This is a genomic window from Erythrobacter sp. (assembly GCF_035194505.1).
Classification (GTDB): Bacteria; Pseudomonadota; Alphaproteobacteria; order Sphingomonadales; family Sphingomonadaceae; genus Erythrobacter.
Genome location: NZ_CP136573.1, coordinates 1,492,235 through 1,506,619, shown reverse-complemented (window position 1 = coordinate 1,506,619; position 14,385 = coordinate 1,492,235). Strand labels below are relative to the sequence as shown.

Below are 14,385 nucleotides of genomic sequence, written 5' to 3'. Positions count from 1 at the left end.
GTCCTGTTGCTTAGCTTTGGCGGCGCATTAGGCGCTGCACCGTGGCCTTGTCGAGGACTCCGAGCAGAACGGTGCCTGCGCCATAGGTGACAAGGCTCACCACCATGATCGCGCCCACTGCCAGCAGCCGCATGGTGAAGGGCCCGTCGAGCCACGGGGTGATGACCTGCATCAGGGCCCACAGGCTGGCTCCCATCAGGCCCGAGGCAAGCGCAATCCGTCCAATCCGCCCGAGCACCCGCCCCGGAATGCGGAAGTATCCGCGCCGTGCGAGAACCGCGCCGAGCAGTGCGATATTGACCCATGCGCCCACCGCGCCAGCCAGCGCAAGGCCAACCACGCCAAGCAGCGGCACCAGCACCAGATTGAGCCCCACCGTCACCACCAGCGAGGCAGCGGCGGTGTAAACCGGCGTCTTGGTGTCGCGGCGCGCAAAGAAATTGGGGGTCAGCACCTTGACCAGCACATAGGCGGGCAAGCCCACGACCAGCGCCGAGGTGACCATGCCGGTCACCCGCGCATCTTCAGCCGTAAAGGCTTGGCCCTCCATGAAGGCTTTCACAAAAGCAAAGCCGGTGATGAACAGCGCCACTGCGCAGGGCAGGGTGAGCAGCATCGCGAGTTCGATCGCGTTCGCTTGCAGGCGGACTGCCTCCTCGTCCTCGGAGCGGCTGATATAGCGTGACAGGGCGGGCAGGATCGCCGTTCCCAGCGCAATGCCGATAATGCCGAGCGGCAGCTGGTTCCAGCGATCGGCCATCGCCATGTAGGTCAGGCTGCCATCGGGCAGTCCGCGGATGAAGGCGAGATCGATGAAGCGGCTGATCTGGTAAACGCCCGCGCCGAACACCGCAGGCACGATCAGAACGCCCATTTCCTTGACGCGGCTGGTGATGCGCGGGCGCTCGCGCGGGAGGCGGAAGCCCGCTCGCCGCATGAACCAGTAAAGCCACAGCAGTTGCAGCAGCCCGCTGACGGATACCGCGATTGCAAGTCCAATGCCTGTCGCTGCACGGGTCGCCTCGCCTGCCGGCTGGAGCGCGCCCCACACCAGCGCGGACAGCAGGCAGATATTGAGCAGGATCGGCGCGGCCGCCGCTGCCGCAAAGCGCGAGAGCGAGTTGAGGATCGCCGCCACCAGCGTGGCAAGGCTCATGAACATGAGGTAGGGAAAGGCGATCCGCCCCATGCTGACCGCCAGCGCATAGATGCGCGCATCACCGCGCAGGTCTTCGTTGGCAAAGCCCCAAAGCACCCACGGCATGGCGAGCATCATCAGCGCGCCGAACACCACGAGGATCGGCATGAGCACGGCCAGGACTTCGCCGGCGAAGCGCTTCGCCTCGCTCTCGTCCTCGGCCATGTAGCGGTTGAACAGCGGCACGAAGGCGGATGCGAAGGCCCCTTCGGCGAAGAGGCGGCGAAACAGGTTCGGCAGCTGGAAGGCGAGCTGCCACGCATCGGCCACTCCGCCCGCGCCGAGCACGCGGGCGAGCAGGATGTCGCGGGCAAAGCCGAAGATGCGGCTGATCAGCGTCAGCCCGCCGATCGTGCCGACATTCCTGAGCAGGCTCATGCTGCGGTGCCCCCGCGCGTCGTGAGGATCAGGCGTTGCCCGTGACCGGCGCGATCGGCTCGCCGCCGGCGGCTTCCTCGGCACGGCGGGCCTGGAGGCGCTGGATGTAAAGCCCGTTGAAGTCGATCGGATCGAGCATCAGCGGCGGGAAACCGGCATCGCGCACCGCATCGGCCACCACGCGGCGGGCGAAGGGGAACAGCAAACGCGGCGCTTCGGCATAAAGGAAGGCGTGGCCCTGCTCCTCGGGCACGTTGCGCATGCCCACGAGGCCGCAATAGGCGAGATCGACGATATAGGCCTTGCCGCGCGGAGCGGTGGCGGTGATCGTCATCTTGAGGATCACTTCGTGCACATCCGGGCCGACCGGCTCTGCGCCGATGTTGAACTGCACATCAAGCTGCGGCGGCTCGGCCCACTGGAACACGTCCGGAGCGTTCGGGTTCTCGACCGACATGTCCTTCACATATTGCGTGATCAGGCCGATCGCGGGCTGGGTATCGGCACCGTTCGGCTTGGGCTCGCCGGTGTTGTCGAGATTGGTGAGCACGCCTTCTTCGTCGGCCATCGGTCTGGTATCTTTCAAATCGTGTAACAGGAATTGCGCCGGACGCATCGAAGCGAGCGTTGCCGGCATGTGCCCGGCGCGCCTAGCAGGCGCAGGCGCGGGCCGCAACCGCGTGGCTGTGCATGGCGCCGGCGCGACAATTCCTTTCGGGCTGCAACCTATCGGGCGTTGGCGAATTGTAATCAGTGCCTATTTAAGGCAGGGTGCTGTTCCTCGGGAGGTCGTCCGGCCCGCACGCCGGCGGCGGCCCTACGTTGATCGGATATGTCTAGTGCTTGAAATCGTTCTCCTCGCCATGGTCGCCGCCTTTCTGGGCCTGCGCCTTTACTCGGTGCTTGGCCGCCGGGCGGAGCATGAGGAGGAGGTGGTGCCGCAGCGCTTCGATTCGGACGACAAGCCCGCCGGTATCGCGCGTCCTGCGCCGGTTGCTCCGGTCGCGCCTGCCCGCCCGGTCGAACTCGAAGGAGTGATGCCCGCAGTCGAACGCGGCATCCGCGAGATTGCATCGGCTGACAGCAAGTTCAGCCTCGCCCAGTTCCTCGAAGGCGCGCGCGGGGCCTATCGCATGGTGCTCGAAGCCTTCTGGGCGGGCGACCGCGAAACCTTGCGCGAGCTGTGCGACGATGACGTCTATGGCGGTTTCATCGCTGCCCTCGATGCGCGCGAGGCAGCGGGCGAAACGCTCGACAACACGCTGATCCGGATCGAGGAAACCCGCATCCATTCGGCTTCGCTCGATGGCCGCATGGCGCGCATCGCGGTGCTGTTCGTGGCCGATATCGCCGCCGTCACCCGCGACAAGGACGGGAACGTCATTGCCGGATCGCTCGACGATGCGATCGAAAGCCGCGATGTCTGGACCTTCTCGCGCAACACCTCGGCGCGCGATCCCAATTGGCTGCTCGACGAAACCGACGAGGGGTAAGCAGTCACAGGCTGGCCGCTGCCATCCGCTGTGGCGGGACGTTTGCGATAGAGGGAGCAGGTGATGCGCGCGGCTCTGGCGCTTGGTCTGATGCTGGTGCTCGCGGCTTGTGGCCGGATCATCCCGCAAGGTTCCATCCCCCCGCCCGTGGTCACCGCGCGCCCGGTCGCTCCTGCTCCGGTCGTTCCTCCTCCGGTTGTCTCCATACTGCCCGCCAATGCCCTGCTGGCCGGCGTGGGGCTCGGCCCCGCGCTTGCGAGCCTTGCGCTCGATGATCGCGACGCCGCCAGCGCACTGGCGAGTTTCGTCGAATCCTGCCCCAAACTGCTCGCCCGCGAGGATGGCAGCGGCCTGACCCGCCCCGAGGACTGGCGCGAGCCATGTGCGGCGGCGCGCGGCTGGAGCGGAGCGAGCGCCCGCGCGTTCTTTACGCAGACCTTCACGCCGGTACAGGTGGGCGACGGCAAGGCCTTCGCCACCGGCTATTTCGAGCCCGAAATCGCCGGTAGCCGCACCCGCAGGCCGGGCTTCGCAGTGCCGGTCTACGCCATGCCAACCGATCTGGTGCGCGCCAAGCCCGGCGAATTCCCCGCTGATATGCCCGAAGACCAGCGCACCGGCCGCCCGCCGCTCGGCCGCTATGACGATGAGGGCCGCTTCGTGCTCTATCATGACCGCGCCGAAATCGAGGACGGAGCGCTCGCAGGCAAGGCGCAGGTGATCGCGTGGGCAGCCGATCCCGTGGAGCTCTTCTTCCTCCAGATTCAAGGCTCCGGTCGCCTCATCACGCCTGAAGGCGAGGTGATCCGCATCGGCTATGCCGGGCAGAATGGGCGCGAATATACCGGCATCGGCGGCGTGATGCGCACGCGCGGCCTGCTGGGCGAGGGGCCGGGCAAATATCCCGGCTCGATGCAGGGGATCATGGCCTATATTCGCGAGAACCCCGCAGAAGGCCGCGATCTGATGCGGCTCAACAAGAGCTGGATCTTCTTCACCGAACTGAAGGGCGACGGCCCCCTAGGCGCATTGGGCGTGCCGGTGCGGCGCGAGTCTTCGGTGGCGGTGGACCCCTTCTATGTCCCGCTCGGCGCGCCGGTGTGGCTGGCGATGGACCGGCGCGAGGCCTCGGGCCTTTGGGTGGCGCAGGATACCGGCGGGGCGATCAAGGGCCCCAACCGCTTCGACACCTTCTGGGGCGCGGGCGAGGATGCGCGAGCGATTGCGGGCGGGATGAGCGGGCGGGGACAGGCCTATGTCCTGCTGCCAAAGCCTGCCGCCGCCCGGCTCGCGGGCGCACCATGAGAGCGCCGCGGGGGCTGACCACCGGTGAACAGGCCGCCTGGGCGCACCTTGCCGCAAGCGTGAAGCCGCTGCCGGGCAAGAAACGGCCCGCGCCGCCCGCTGCGCCCAAGCCCGATGCGCCTGTGCCCGCCAAACCGGCTGCACCGCCCAAGCCCGCCATGCCGCAGCCGCGCACCCCGCAGCACCGGCCGCTCCCGGCGCCCCCGCCGCGCCCGCCCGCCATTCCCGGCGCGCTCGATTCGCATTGGGAACGGCGCATGAAGGGCGGGCGGCTTGATCCCGATCTGACGCTCGATCTCCACGGCCACACGCTCGATACCGCCTATGACCGGGTGATGAGCGCGCTCGATCAGGCCCGCGCGATGAATGCGCGGGTGGTGCTGGTGGTGGCAGGGCGCGAGCGACCGGTCGATCCGGCTGACCGGATGGAGCGGCGCGGGGCAATCCGGGCCAAGCTGCTCGACTGGCTCGCCGCCAGCCGCCACGCAGGGTCGATTGCCGCCGTACGCCGCGCCCACATCCGCCACGGCGGCGAAGGCGCGCTCTACCTGATCCTCAAACGCCGCGGCTGAGCCGCTCCAACCCGCCACCTAACCGCATTTGTCATGCCCCTGACATGGCTTGTCAGTGGGCGCTGCTCTCTGCCTGCGTCATTGCTTCTCCTGACAAAAACGATGCTGGGGGCTGGCTGTCCCCCGTCAGCACCAATGGCACAGATTTGAGGTTGTGATTTAAGGAGGGTTGGGGCTTCGTCGTAGTGACGAAGGAACGAAGATGAAGACCCAATCCTCCTTGAAAAAATCGGCACCCAAAAAGCCCCCCGCTGAGCGGGTTGTGAAGGACATCCGGCGGCAGACCTGTCGTCATTTCTCGGCTGAAGACAAGATCCGGATCGTGCTCGATGGGCTACGCGGTGAAGACAGCATCGCCGAGCTCTGCCGCAAGGAAGGCATCGCCCAGAGCTTGTATTACACCTGGTCGAAGGAGTTCATGGAAGCGGGCAAGCGCCGACTTGCCGGTGATACTGCTCGTGCCGCAACCACCGGCGAAGTGCAGGATCTGCGCCGCGAGGCCCGTGCCCTCAAAGAATGCGTTGCGGACCTGACGCTCGAAAACCGTCTGCTGAAAAAAAGCATGATCGCGGATGGGGAGGGCGAAGAATGAGGTATCCCGCATCCGAGAAGCTTGAGATCATCAGGGTCGTCGAGCAGTCCCACCTGCCCGCCAAGCGGACGCTCGACAAGCTGGGCATCGCCCGTCGGACCTTCTACCGCTGGTATGACCGCTATCTCGAGGGCGGGCCGGAGGCGCTGGAAGATCGCCCTCCGCGCCGAGCCGGGTGTGGAACCGCATCGCGCCTGAGGTGCAGGATCAGATCGTCGGACTCGCGCTGGATTACAGCGAGCTGTCCCCACGCGAACTGGCCGTGCGATTTACCGATGAACGCCAATACTTTGTGTCCGAAGCCACGGTTTACCGCCTGCTGAAAGCACACGACCTAATCACCAGCCCGGCCTATGTCGTGGTGAAAGCGGCTGATGCGTTCCATACCAAGACCACCCGGCCAAACGAGATGTGGCAGACCGATTTTACCTACTTCAAGATCATCGGGTGGGGCTGGATGTATCTCTCCACCGTGCTCGACGACTTCTCGCGCTATATCATCGCCTGGAAGCTGTGCACCAACATGCGGGCCGAGGATGTGACCGACACGCTGGACCTCGCCCTGGCAGCTTCCGGCTGCGACAGCGCCACGGTGCTGCACAAGCCAAGGCTGCTCAGCGATAATGGTCCCAGTTACATCGCGGGAGAACTGGCGGAATACATCGAGGCCAACAAGATGAGCCACGTGCGCGGCGCCCCGATGCACCCGCAAACCCAGGGCAAGATCGAGCGCTGGCACCAGACCCTGAAAAACCGCATCCTGCTGGAGAACTACTTCCTGCCCGGCGACCTCGAGGCCCAGATCGAGGCCTTCGTCGAGCACTATAACCACCAGCGTTATCACGAAGCGCTGTCCAACGTGACACCCGCCGACGCCTACTTCGGCAGGGCCCCAGCCATCATCAAACAGCGTGAAAGGATCAAGCGACAGACCATCGAACATCGGCGCTTGCAACACCGCAACCTCGCCGCGTAACATCAACCCCCGGACGAGGCCCGCACTCCGCTAATTTACGCCCCGTGTTGTGCCGAATGTTCTGACGACGGACAAGCCCGCTGGCTGGCGGCACCTTGCAGGGCAGGGCGACGATCACGCAGGGTTTCGATGCGCTCGGCGCTACGCAGCTCGGCGATCCGCTTGCGTCGGGCCTCGATGCGCCGCCCGGCTTCACCACGCTGTCGTGGTGGCTGAACTGGCGCCGCAGTCTTGCTGCGCGCGTGAGCCTGTCGCTCGCGGCGAACGGCCAATTCTCCACCGATCCTCTGCTGATCGGCGAAAACTTCGTGCTCGGCGGCAATGCCTTCCTGCGCGGCTATGACTTTGCCCAGCGGGTGGGCGATCAGGGCGTCGCGGGCGTGGGCGAGCTGCGTTACGACTGGCCCAAGGCATTGGGCGCGGTCGATCACCTGCAACTCTACGCCTTTGCCGATGGCGGCATGGTGCGCAATCTTGATGGCGGCTTTGGTGACGGATCGCTCGCATCGAGCGGCGCGGGCCTGCGGGCGGATGTCACCGGCAATCTCGATTTCGATCTCGAAGTCGCCGTGCCGCTCACCGAGCCGCGCTACGACACCGGCGACAAGCAGCCGCGCATCAATCTCAGGGTCAGCCAGTCGTTCTGAGCGGGGAGGCGACCGCAGTCTGCCACGATTGCGCCAGAGCGGCGGGATCATCGCCGCTTGCGAAGACGAAGCGATCGGGCCGCACCACCACCGCCTCAGCCCCGTGGGCATCGAGCCAGCCGCCAAGCATCGCGGCAAAGGGTGCGAATTCTTCGCCCGCCAGCGCCGCGCGGGTGATCAGCCATGCCTCCGGCCCCAGCACATCGTCGAGCCGCTCGCCCGCGGCGCCAAGGGCTTGCGGGAAATAGCTGCCCGCTCCCGGTGATCCGGCAAGGATCGCTCCGGCGCCGAGCGGCGGATAGGCAGGCGGGCCGTCGGGCAGCTTGCCCAGTATGCGGGCCAGCGCAAACTTGGCATCGCGCACAGCTGCGCCAAAGCGGCTGGTGATGCACACCATCCGGCCCATCATGATCGCCATGTCGATCGTGGCGCGCAGATTGGGTGCGCGTTCGGGCTGGTAGCTATCCAGCAAGTCCTCGCGCGCCTCGCCCCGCGACACCGCCGCCAGCTTCCATGCGAGATTACCCGCGTCCCTCAGTCCCGAACACATCCCTTGCCCGGCAAAGGGCGGGGTCTGATGCGCGGCGTCCCCCGCCAGCAGCACGCGGCCCTTGCGCCATTCCTCGGCGATGCGGGCGCGGAAGGTGTAGACGGCCTTGCGCTCGATCCGGACCGCGCCTGCGACATTCCAGGGGCCAAGCAGCCGCTCCACCGAGGCGTCGCTGCTCAGTTCTTCCGGGTTTTCGCCGGGCAGGATCATGAACTCCCAGCGGTGCCGGCCTTCGCCCATCAGCACGCAGGTGGTGGGGCGCGCGGGGTCGCAGATCTGCAGGTTGGCGGTGGGCAGGCGCGAGGGATCATCGACCAGCACGTCGACCACCAGCCACGGCTCCTCGAAGCCCAGATCCTCGAAGGTGATCCCGCAGGCCTTGCGCACCGGACTGCGCGCGCCATCCGCGCCGACCAGCCAGCGCGCGCGGACGGAACGCTCGCCTTCCGGAGTGGCGAAATGCGCGGTGACACCCTCTTTGTCTTCGCTGAAGGACAGCATCTCCCACCCGCTGCGCAGCGCATCCGGGGCCCGCTCGGACAGGGCATGGCGCAGGGCCGCCTCGACCGAGGGCTGGTGGATCATGTTGGCGATCGGCCAGCCGCCCGGGCCGATATTCTGCGCGCCGTTGAAGGCCATCAGCATGCGACCACGCGCATTGCGAAACTCGTAAGCGTCAGCGCGGCGGCTGGTCGCCATCACCGCTTCTGCCGCGCCCGCTTCCTGCAGGATGCGCATGCCTTCGTGATCGATATGCGCCGCGCGGGGGAGGGGGAATATCTCCGCCTCCTTCTCCGCCACGATCACCCGCACACCGCGCAGTGCGAGCAGCGAGGCCAGCGTCACGCCCGTCGGCCCGCCGCCGATGATCAGGACGTCGCAGGCGCTTGGGCAGGCGAAGGCGGGCTGCTGCGGCATTATCAAAAGCCCCCCGGCTTGGCCCCCGTCTGCCCCAGCGGCAGGGCGAGGCCGACCCGCTTTCGTGAAAACGGCCCGTTGGCTCCAAGATTGTCGAGGATGACCCGGGCGGCATCCTCATAGGTCACGATCATTTCGGGCATGCGCTGCTTGAAGGTCTTGAGGATGCGAACCGTCTTGAACAGTCCGCCCGGAGCAGGGCCTTCCACCGGCCAGCAGTCGGCACTGACCCTTAGCCCCTCGCATGGCTGGCATGACTGCGCCGAAACCATGGGGCCGGGGCAGAGCATCGACCAGTCCAGCGCGGTTGCCGAAACGCGCGCCAGGGTGTGGATGTGCTGCTTGTAGACTTTCGGGATCACCGGCAGGTCGGCCGCCCGCACCTCAAAGCCCGGCACGTCGAGCGCAGCCGCCCCGCCGAACAGCCAGAGCCGCCCGCCAGCGCCCAGCGCCGCTTCGGCATCGCCAATCAGAGACTGAACCATCGGCACGTAGTCCGGATCGGTCGTGGCATTCCCGGCGGCGTTGATGACCGCGCCCTGCCCCGCCATTGCATCGGCCAGCGCGGCGTGATCATCAAGGGTGCCGGTCCGTATGGTCAGCCCCGGAACAGCTTGTGCGCCCAGCAGGGACTGCAGCTTTTCGGCACTGCGAACATAGGCGGTGACCTGATGCCCGCGCGCCAGCGCCACTTTCGTCAGTGCCAGCCCACTGTTGCCGGATGTCCCGATGATCAGAAGCCGCATAGCCTCAGCCTTCCGCTACCATCGTGCCCTCGATATGGCCTATCCCGTCGATCTCCGTGCCCACGACGTCGCCGTCCTTGAGGAACTGGCGCGGGTCCATCGCCGCGCCGATGCCGCCGGGCGTGCCGGTGAACAGGCAATCACCCGGCTCCAGCGTCATGCCGACCGAAAGGTGCTCGACCTGCTGCCACACATTGTAGACGAGGTGCTTCGTGTTCGAATTCTGCCGCTCCTCGCCATTTACAAAGCAGCGGATGCCGAGATCGTGGGGATCGCCAATTTCATCGGCCGTGACGATCCAAGGGCCCATCGGCGCGTGGGTATCGAAGCTCTTGCCGAGCGCCCATTGCGGCACGGCGTGCTGCCACATGCGCTCGGTGACATCATTGCCAACGCAATAGCCGAAGATCGCGGCGGGCGCGTCGGCCGCGGCGATGTGCTTGCCGCCCTTGCCGATCACCGCGACCAGTTCCGCCTCGTAATCCGGCGTCATGGTGCCGCGCGCGATCAGGATCGGGTCGTAGGGCGCGTTCACGGATGTCTGCGCCTTGGTGAACCACACCTGCCGCTCGGGCGTGCCAAGACCGCTTTCGGCGATGTGATCGGCATAGTTGAGGCCGATCGCGAAAATCTTGCCCGGACGCTGGACCGGCGCTTCGAGCTTGACCTCGGCAAGCGGGATGCCTTCGCCGGTCGCCGCCTTGGCTTCGAGGCCGGGCTTCAGCGCGTCCCAGTCGCGGATCAGTTCGATCATCGTACCAGCAACGCCGGTTTCGACCACGGTATCGCCGACGATGATGCCGGTGCGGGTCTTGCCGCCATGCGTGAAGGTGCAGAGTTTCATGGGTTCAGACTTCCTTGGGTGTGCGTGAAAAGAGCCGCTTGATGCGCAGCTGCATTGCGGTGACGAAGGCGACGAGGCCAGGGGGCGGGGCCATCTTTCCGGCGAACATCGGGTGGTGACTGCCCCATTGCACCGCGAGCAGCGCCTGCATGGTCTGCTTGGCGGGCGGATCGGCGGCGGTGAACAGATCGCCGTCGGTCCAGTGTTCCAGCTCGTTGCCGAAGGGGTCCTTCCAGTAATCGAAGATCTGGCTGCCCATGATGTGCCGGCCCACGCCCCATGCGGCCTCGCGCTCACGGGATTTCAGATATTCGTGGCCAAGCATCAGGTCATCGAGGCTCTCGACCTCGAAGGCGGCGTGGAGCAGGCCAAGCGCACCCGGCAGCTGGGCGAGAAAGACGGTGTGGTGATCGGAGGGCACATCGCCCCGATCGCAGCGCATGAAGGCGCCCAGCGCGACATTCGGGGCGGCTTCGATCTCGTCGGAGGTGAGGAAGCCGAACCGCTCTTTCCACCACCGCTCCGAGGCGTGGAAATCGCTGACCTTGAGCACCGCATGGCCGATGCGGCGGACATGGGCGGGTGCGGGTTCGAGGCGGATGGTCTTGCGCTGGCGCGGCTTGTCGGCGGCGGAGTTGAACTGCGGGGCGGGGACGGGGGCGGGGGCTTCGGTGCTCTGTCCGGCGACCACCTCGACATGGTAGCCGTCGGGATCGGTCAGGCGCACGACCATGCCGCCGCCGGGCTCGCTCAGGGGTTCCACCGCCACGCCTTCATGCGCGGCGAGCTTTTCAAGATCGGCGATGCTGGCCGCCCGCAGGCCCACGCCAAGGAACTTCGCTTCGCCAGTCTCGGTGGCATGGACGAAGGGGCGCCCGTCGCTGCCCTTGCCGTAGAGCCTGCCGCTGTCCTCGAAACAGGTGAGGCCGAAGTCCTCCAGAAAGCTGCGCATCAGCGCGAGGTCGGGCGCGGCAAAGCGGACATGCGCGATGTCTTCGACCTTGATGATCGCCATGATCCCACCCCCCACCAGCGCCTCCCGACGGGCGCGATTCGTTTCTGACTATTTGGTCAATGTGCTTGAAACTGACCGAATGGTCAAGTATGCATGCATCATGGCCACTCAGGCAGCCCCTTCGCCCCGCATCCGCCGCACCCGCGCCGCGCTGATCGCCGCCGGGCTCGATCTGCTGGTGGAGCGCCCGATCGACGCGATCGCGATCGACGAACTGGTCGCCCGCGCAGGCGTGGCCAAGGGAAGCTTCTTCAACCACTTCGAGGGCAAGCACGATTTCGCCGCCGCCGTCGCGGCCGAGGTGCGGCTGGAGGTGGAGGCCGGGGTGACCCGCGCCAATGCCGGGGTTGCCGATCCGGTCGCGCGGATTGCCGGAGGGATGGCGGTCGGGGCTGACTTTGCGCTCAGCCAGCCGCGCCGTGCGCTGGTGCTGCTGCGCTCGCAGGTGCCGGCCACACGCCAGACCCACCCGCTCAACCGCGGGCTGAAGGAAGATGTCGCCGCCGCGCTCGCTGCCGGACAGCTGCGGCCCGAGGCGGCTGAGGCGGGCGTGGTCTACTGGCTTGGCCTGTGCCAGGTGCTGATGATCAATCTGATCGAAACCGCCCCAACCCGCGCCGAGGCTGCCTTGCGGCTGCGCGAGATGCTGGTGATGGGACTATCCGGCCTCGGCGTGCCAGAACAGCGCGTCAACGCGGTGGCGGAGCTGATCGGGGAGCGCTGGTAAGCCCGGCGCTGGCGGCAGAATTGTGGCGGAGACGGAGGGATTCGAACCCTCGGTACCCTGATAGAGTACGGTTCCTTAGCAGGGAACTGGTTTCAGCCACTCACCCACGTCTCCGGGCACATCGCTTGGCTGTGAGGGGGGCGCTATAATGGGCATGAGCGCTAGCGGCAAGGGAGCTTGCGAGAAAAACCGCACCCCGCCTTTTTGCGCGCCTTTCACGCGGGCGAACAGGCGGTTCGGCAGCGGTTCAGCCAGTCCGATCTAGCCGGGACACGTCTCGTCGCAATTCCGATTCGCTCCGGCGATGCGCGACTTGCGGCGGACGGGAATCTGGCTTCTTGTCCCATTGTTGAGGCACTGCGCGTGCCAACGGAAAGGCAAACCCATGTCGAGGCTGTTCGCACGCTCCTCCACCTTTCACCGCCGCATCGCCGGCCTTGGCGCAGGACTGCTCGCCGCAGTCGCGCTGGCGGGGCAAGCAGCCGCGCAGGAGCTGGAACGGCTCGATCCCGACCAGGCCTTTAGCCAGCAGGGCAGCGTCGACGGCGATCTGGTAGCTCCAGCCCAGCAGGGCGCGCCGGCCGCACAGCCTGATTTCGACCAGTCCTTCCCCGATGCCGGCGAAACAGCGACCACGACCGCGCCTGCGGACCCCACGCTTGCTCCCCCCGCTACCGCGACCGAGGCCGCGCCGGGGACGACCTATGGCGAGGATGATCTGATCGGTGCGGCTGAAGGCGTGTTCGGCAAGGGCGCGGAAGGCCTTGCGCGGATGATCGAGGATCTGCTCGCCAAGCAGGGCAAGCCCAATGCCTATATCGTCGGGCGCGAGGCGGGCGGGGCCTTCATCATCGGTGCGCGCTATGGTTCGGGCACGCTGCACCACAAGATCGAAGGCGATCAACCGGTCTACTGGACCGGCCCCTCGATCGGCTTCGATGCCGGCGCCAATGCCGCCAACACCTTCGTGCTGGTCTACAACCTCAACGACACCGAAGACCTGTTCAAGCGCTTCCCCGCGGGCGAGGGGCAGGCCTATTTCATCGGGGGCCTGCATGCCAGCTACCTGCGCTGGGGCGATGTGGTGCTGATCCCGATCCGCATGGGCGCGGGCCTCAGGCTCGGGGTCAATGCGGGCTACATGAAGTTTTCCAAGAAGCAGCGCTGGTTGCCGTTCTAGAAAATTGCGCGAAAAGCCGGTTGCGGTGCGCGTCCATGCGCGCCAAAGCCCCGCCCATGATGCTTGAACGACTCAGCCCCCAGGCGCCCGATGCGCTGCTCGCCCTGATCCGTCTCTATGCTGCCGATCCGCGGGCCGACAAGATCGACCTTGGCGTCGGCGTCTATCGCACCGAAGATGGCGCAACGCCCGTCTTCGCCGCGGTCAAGGCGGCCGAGCAGGTGCTGGTCGATACGCAGGACAGCAAATCCTACCTTGGCCCCGAAGGCGACATGGGCATGGTCACAGCGCTGATGCCCTATGTCTTCGGCGCGGGCGATCCCAGCATGGGCGGGCGCATCCAGGGCATGCAGACCCCGGGCGGCACGGGCGCGGTGCGGCTCGCACTGGCGCTGGCGCAGAAGGCGGGCATCACGCGCGTCTGCATGGGCGTGCCGAGCTGGCCGAACCACGCCCAGATCCTTGCCGATCTCGGGCTCGAGCTTGTCACCTTCCCGCATGCCCGCCACGATGGCACCGCCGATCTCGACGCGGTGCTCGATGCGATCGAGCAGAACGGGCCGGATACCGCCGTGCTGATCCACGGCTGCTGCCACAACCCGACCGGCATCGACTACACGCCCGAGGACTGGGACGTGATCGCCGATGCCTTCGCCAGCAGCAGCACTTTCCCGATCATCGACACCGCCTATCAGGGCCTCGGTCACGGGATGGAGGAAGACGCTGCCGGCATGCGCAAGGTGCTGGCGAAAGTGCCCGAGGCCTTCGTCGCCTATTCCTGCGACAAGAATTTCGGCCAGTACCGGGACCGCGTCGGCGCATTCTACATCCTCGGTCAGGATCAGGCCTCGCTCGACACCGCCTTCTCCAACGCCAATGCGCTGGCGCGCGCGGCATGGTCGATGCCGCCCGATCACGGCGGCGCGGTGGTGCGGATCATTCTGAACGATGCGGGCATGACCGCGCAGTGGCTCGCCGAGCTCGATGACATGCGCGCCCGGATGCGCGGCGTGCGCGATGCGCTGGCCAGCGCTGGCACGGCGGGGCGGATCGATCTCACCCCGCTCGGCAGCCAGAACGGCCTGTTCGCGACGCTCCCTGTGACCAAGGAAGAGGTCGCCCAGCTGCGCGAGGATCACGCGATCTACATGGCCGCCTCGGGCCGCATCAACATCGCCGGTCTGACGAACGCCAACCTGCCCAAGTTCATCGCTGCCCTCGCGGCAGTGGCGCAGTAAGACGCG

At 66.5% G+C, this 14,385-nt stretch carries 13 protein-coding genes, 1 tRNA gene and 1 pseudogene; 8 read left to right on the top strand and 7 right to left on the bottom strand.

Translation table 11 applies throughout. From position 1 onward, the window contains the following. Window positions 1-10: 10 nt before the first annotated feature. The gene (murJ, locus tag RSE14_RS07485; RefSeq protein ID WP_324076723.1) at window positions 11-1,576 is read right to left on the bottom strand and encodes a murein biosynthesis integral membrane protein MurJ; all 1,566 of its coding nucleotides are present in this window, start codon (window positions 1,574-1,576) and stop codon (window positions 11-13) included. Window positions 1,577-1,604: 28 nt separating this feature from the next. After that, window positions 1,605-2,144, bottom strand: coding sequence for a protein-export chaperone SecB (secB, locus tag RSE14_RS07480; RefSeq protein WP_324076721.1), 540 nt, complete (start codon window positions 2,142-2,144; stop codon window positions 1,605-1,607). Window positions 2,145-2,415: 271 nt separating this feature from the next. Here secB and RSE14_RS07475 point away from each other — a divergent pair, with 271 nt between their 5' ends. From RSE14_RS07475 to RSE14_RS07455, 5 genes and pseudogenes are all read left to right on the top strand, one after another. Beyond that, window positions 2,416-3,069 (top strand): Tim44/TimA family putative adaptor protein, encoded by a 654-nt coding sequence (locus tag RSE14_RS07475; protein WP_416379368.1) that lies wholly within the window; start codon window positions 2,416-2,418, stop codon window positions 3,067-3,069. Between the two features lie 63 nt (window positions 3,070-3,132). Then, window positions 3,133-4,374, top strand: a complete 1,242-nt coding sequence (locus tag RSE14_RS07470; protein WP_324076720.1) for a murein transglycosylase A — start codon at window positions 3,133-3,135, stop codon at window positions 4,372-4,374. Then, entirely contained in the window at window positions 4,371-4,946 is a 576-nt protein-coding gene (locus RSE14_RS07465; RefSeq protein WP_324076718.1) for a Smr/MutS family protein, read from the top strand. Before RSE14_RS07470 ends, RSE14_RS07465 begins: the two co-directional genes overlap by 4 nt. 202 nt (window positions 4,947-5,148) lie before the next feature. Further along, window positions 5,149-6,514 (top strand): annotated as a pseudogene (locus RSE14_RS07460) (IS3 family transposase). A gap of 80 nt (window positions 6,515-6,594) precedes the next feature. Then, window positions 6,595-7,161: a ShlB/FhaC/HecB family hemolysin secretion/activation protein gene (locus RSE14_RS07455; RefSeq protein ID WP_324076860.1), complete on the top strand. Its 567-nt coding sequence runs from the start codon at window positions 6,595-6,597 to the stop codon at window positions 7,159-7,161. Here the strand turns inward: RSE14_RS07455 and RSE14_RS07450 are convergent. Genes RSE14_RS07450 through RSE14_RS07435 form a run of 4 tightly spaced genes read right to left on the bottom strand, consistent with a single transcriptional unit; the run spans window position 7,145 to window position 11,234 of the window. After that, the gene (locus RSE14_RS07450; protein ID WP_324076716.1) at window positions 7,145-8,629 is read right to left on the bottom strand and encodes a bifunctional 3-(3-hydroxy-phenyl)propionate/3-hydroxycinnamic acid hydroxylase MhpA; all 1,485 of its coding nucleotides are present in this window, start codon (window positions 8,627-8,629) and stop codon (window positions 7,145-7,147) included. The two genes, RSE14_RS07455 and RSE14_RS07450, sit on opposite strands and share 17 nt — an antisense overlap. Window positions 8,630-8,631: 2 nt before the next feature. Further along, on the bottom strand, window positions 8,632-9,375 hold the full coding sequence (locus tag RSE14_RS07445) for an NAD(P)-dependent oxidoreductase (RefSeq protein WP_324076714.1): 744 nt from the start codon (window positions 9,373-9,375) through the stop codon (window positions 8,632-8,634). 4 nt (window positions 9,376-9,379) lie between these two features. Further along, window positions 9,380-10,219 (bottom strand): fumarylacetoacetate hydrolase family protein, encoded by an 840-nt coding sequence (locus RSE14_RS07440; RefSeq protein ID WP_324076713.1) that lies wholly within the window; start codon window positions 10,217-10,219, stop codon window positions 9,380-9,382. 4 nt (window positions 10,220-10,223) lie between these two features. Then, a complete protein-coding gene (locus RSE14_RS07435) occupies window positions 10,224-11,234 on the bottom strand; it encodes a VOC family protein (RefSeq protein WP_324076712.1) in 1,011 nt (336 codons plus the stop codon). A 100-nt stretch (window positions 11,235-11,334) separates the two neighbouring features. On the opposite strand from RSE14_RS07435, the gene RSE14_RS07430 reads away from it, so the two are divergent. Then, window positions 11,335-11,961, top strand: a complete 627-nt coding sequence (locus RSE14_RS07430; RefSeq protein WP_324076711.1) for a TetR/AcrR family transcriptional regulator — start codon at window positions 11,335-11,337, stop codon at window positions 11,959-11,961. Window positions 11,962-11,984: 23 nt separating this feature from the next. Here the strand turns inward: RSE14_RS07430 and RSE14_RS07425 are convergent. After that, window positions 11,985-12,075 (bottom strand) — tRNA-Ser (locus RSE14_RS07425). 271 nt (window positions 12,076-12,346) lie between these two features. Between RSE14_RS07425 and RSE14_RS07420 the strand changes: the two genes are divergently transcribed. Further along, entirely contained in the window at window positions 12,347-13,141 is a 795-nt protein-coding gene (locus RSE14_RS07420; RefSeq protein WP_324076709.1) for a DUF1134 domain-containing protein, read from the top strand. 59 nt (window positions 13,142-13,200) lie between these two features. Beyond that, entirely contained in the window at window positions 13,201-14,379 is a 1,179-nt protein-coding gene (locus tag RSE14_RS07415) for an amino acid aminotransferase (RefSeq protein WP_324076858.1), read from the top strand. Window positions 14,380-14,385: the final 6 nt, after the last annotated feature.

What these genes read in the sequence shown, in the direction of transcription:
- murJ (WP_324076723.1), bottom strand. Translation starts at nt 1,576, where the DNA reads ATGAGCCTGCTCAGGAATGTCGGCACGATCGGCGGGCTGACGCTGATC.
- secB (WP_324076721.1), bottom strand. Translation starts at nt 2,144, where the DNA reads ATGGCCGACGAAGAAGGCGTGCTCACCAATCTCGACAACACCGGCGAG.
- RSE14_RS07470 (WP_324076720.1), top strand. Translation starts at nt 3,133, where the DNA reads ATGCGCGCGGCTCTGGCGCTTGGTCTGATGCTGGTGCTCGCGGCTTGT.
- RSE14_RS07465 (WP_324076718.1), top strand. Translation starts at nt 4,371, where the DNA reads ATGAGAGCGCCGCGGGGGCTGACCACCGGTGAACAGGCCGCCTGGGCG.
- RSE14_RS07450 (WP_324076716.1), bottom strand. Translation starts at nt 8,629, where the DNA reads ATGCCGCAGCAGCCCGCCTTCGCCTGCCCAAGCGCCTGCGACGTCCTG.
- RSE14_RS07445 (WP_324076714.1), bottom strand. Translation starts at nt 9,375, where the DNA reads ATGCGGCTTCTGATCATCGGGACATCCGGCAACAGTGGGCTGGCACTG.
- RSE14_RS07440 (WP_324076713.1), bottom strand. Translation starts at nt 10,219, where the DNA reads ATGAAACTCTGCACCTTCACGCATGGCGGCAAGACCCGCACCGGCATC.
- RSE14_RS07435 (WP_324076712.1), bottom strand. Translation starts at nt 11,234, where the DNA reads ATGGCGATCATCAAGGTCGAAGACATCGCGCATGTCCGCTTTGCCGCG.
- RSE14_RS07430 (WP_324076711.1), top strand. Translation starts at nt 11,335, where the DNA reads ATGGCCACTCAGGCAGCCCCTTCGCCCCGCATCCGCCGCACCCGCGCC.
- RSE14_RS07420 (WP_324076709.1), top strand. Translation starts at nt 12,347, where the DNA reads ATGTCGAGGCTGTTCGCACGCTCCTCCACCTTTCACCGCCGCATCGCC.
- RSE14_RS07415 (WP_324076858.1), top strand. Translation starts at nt 13,201, where the DNA reads ATGCTTGAACGACTCAGCCCCCAGGCGCCCGATGCGCTGCTCGCCCTG.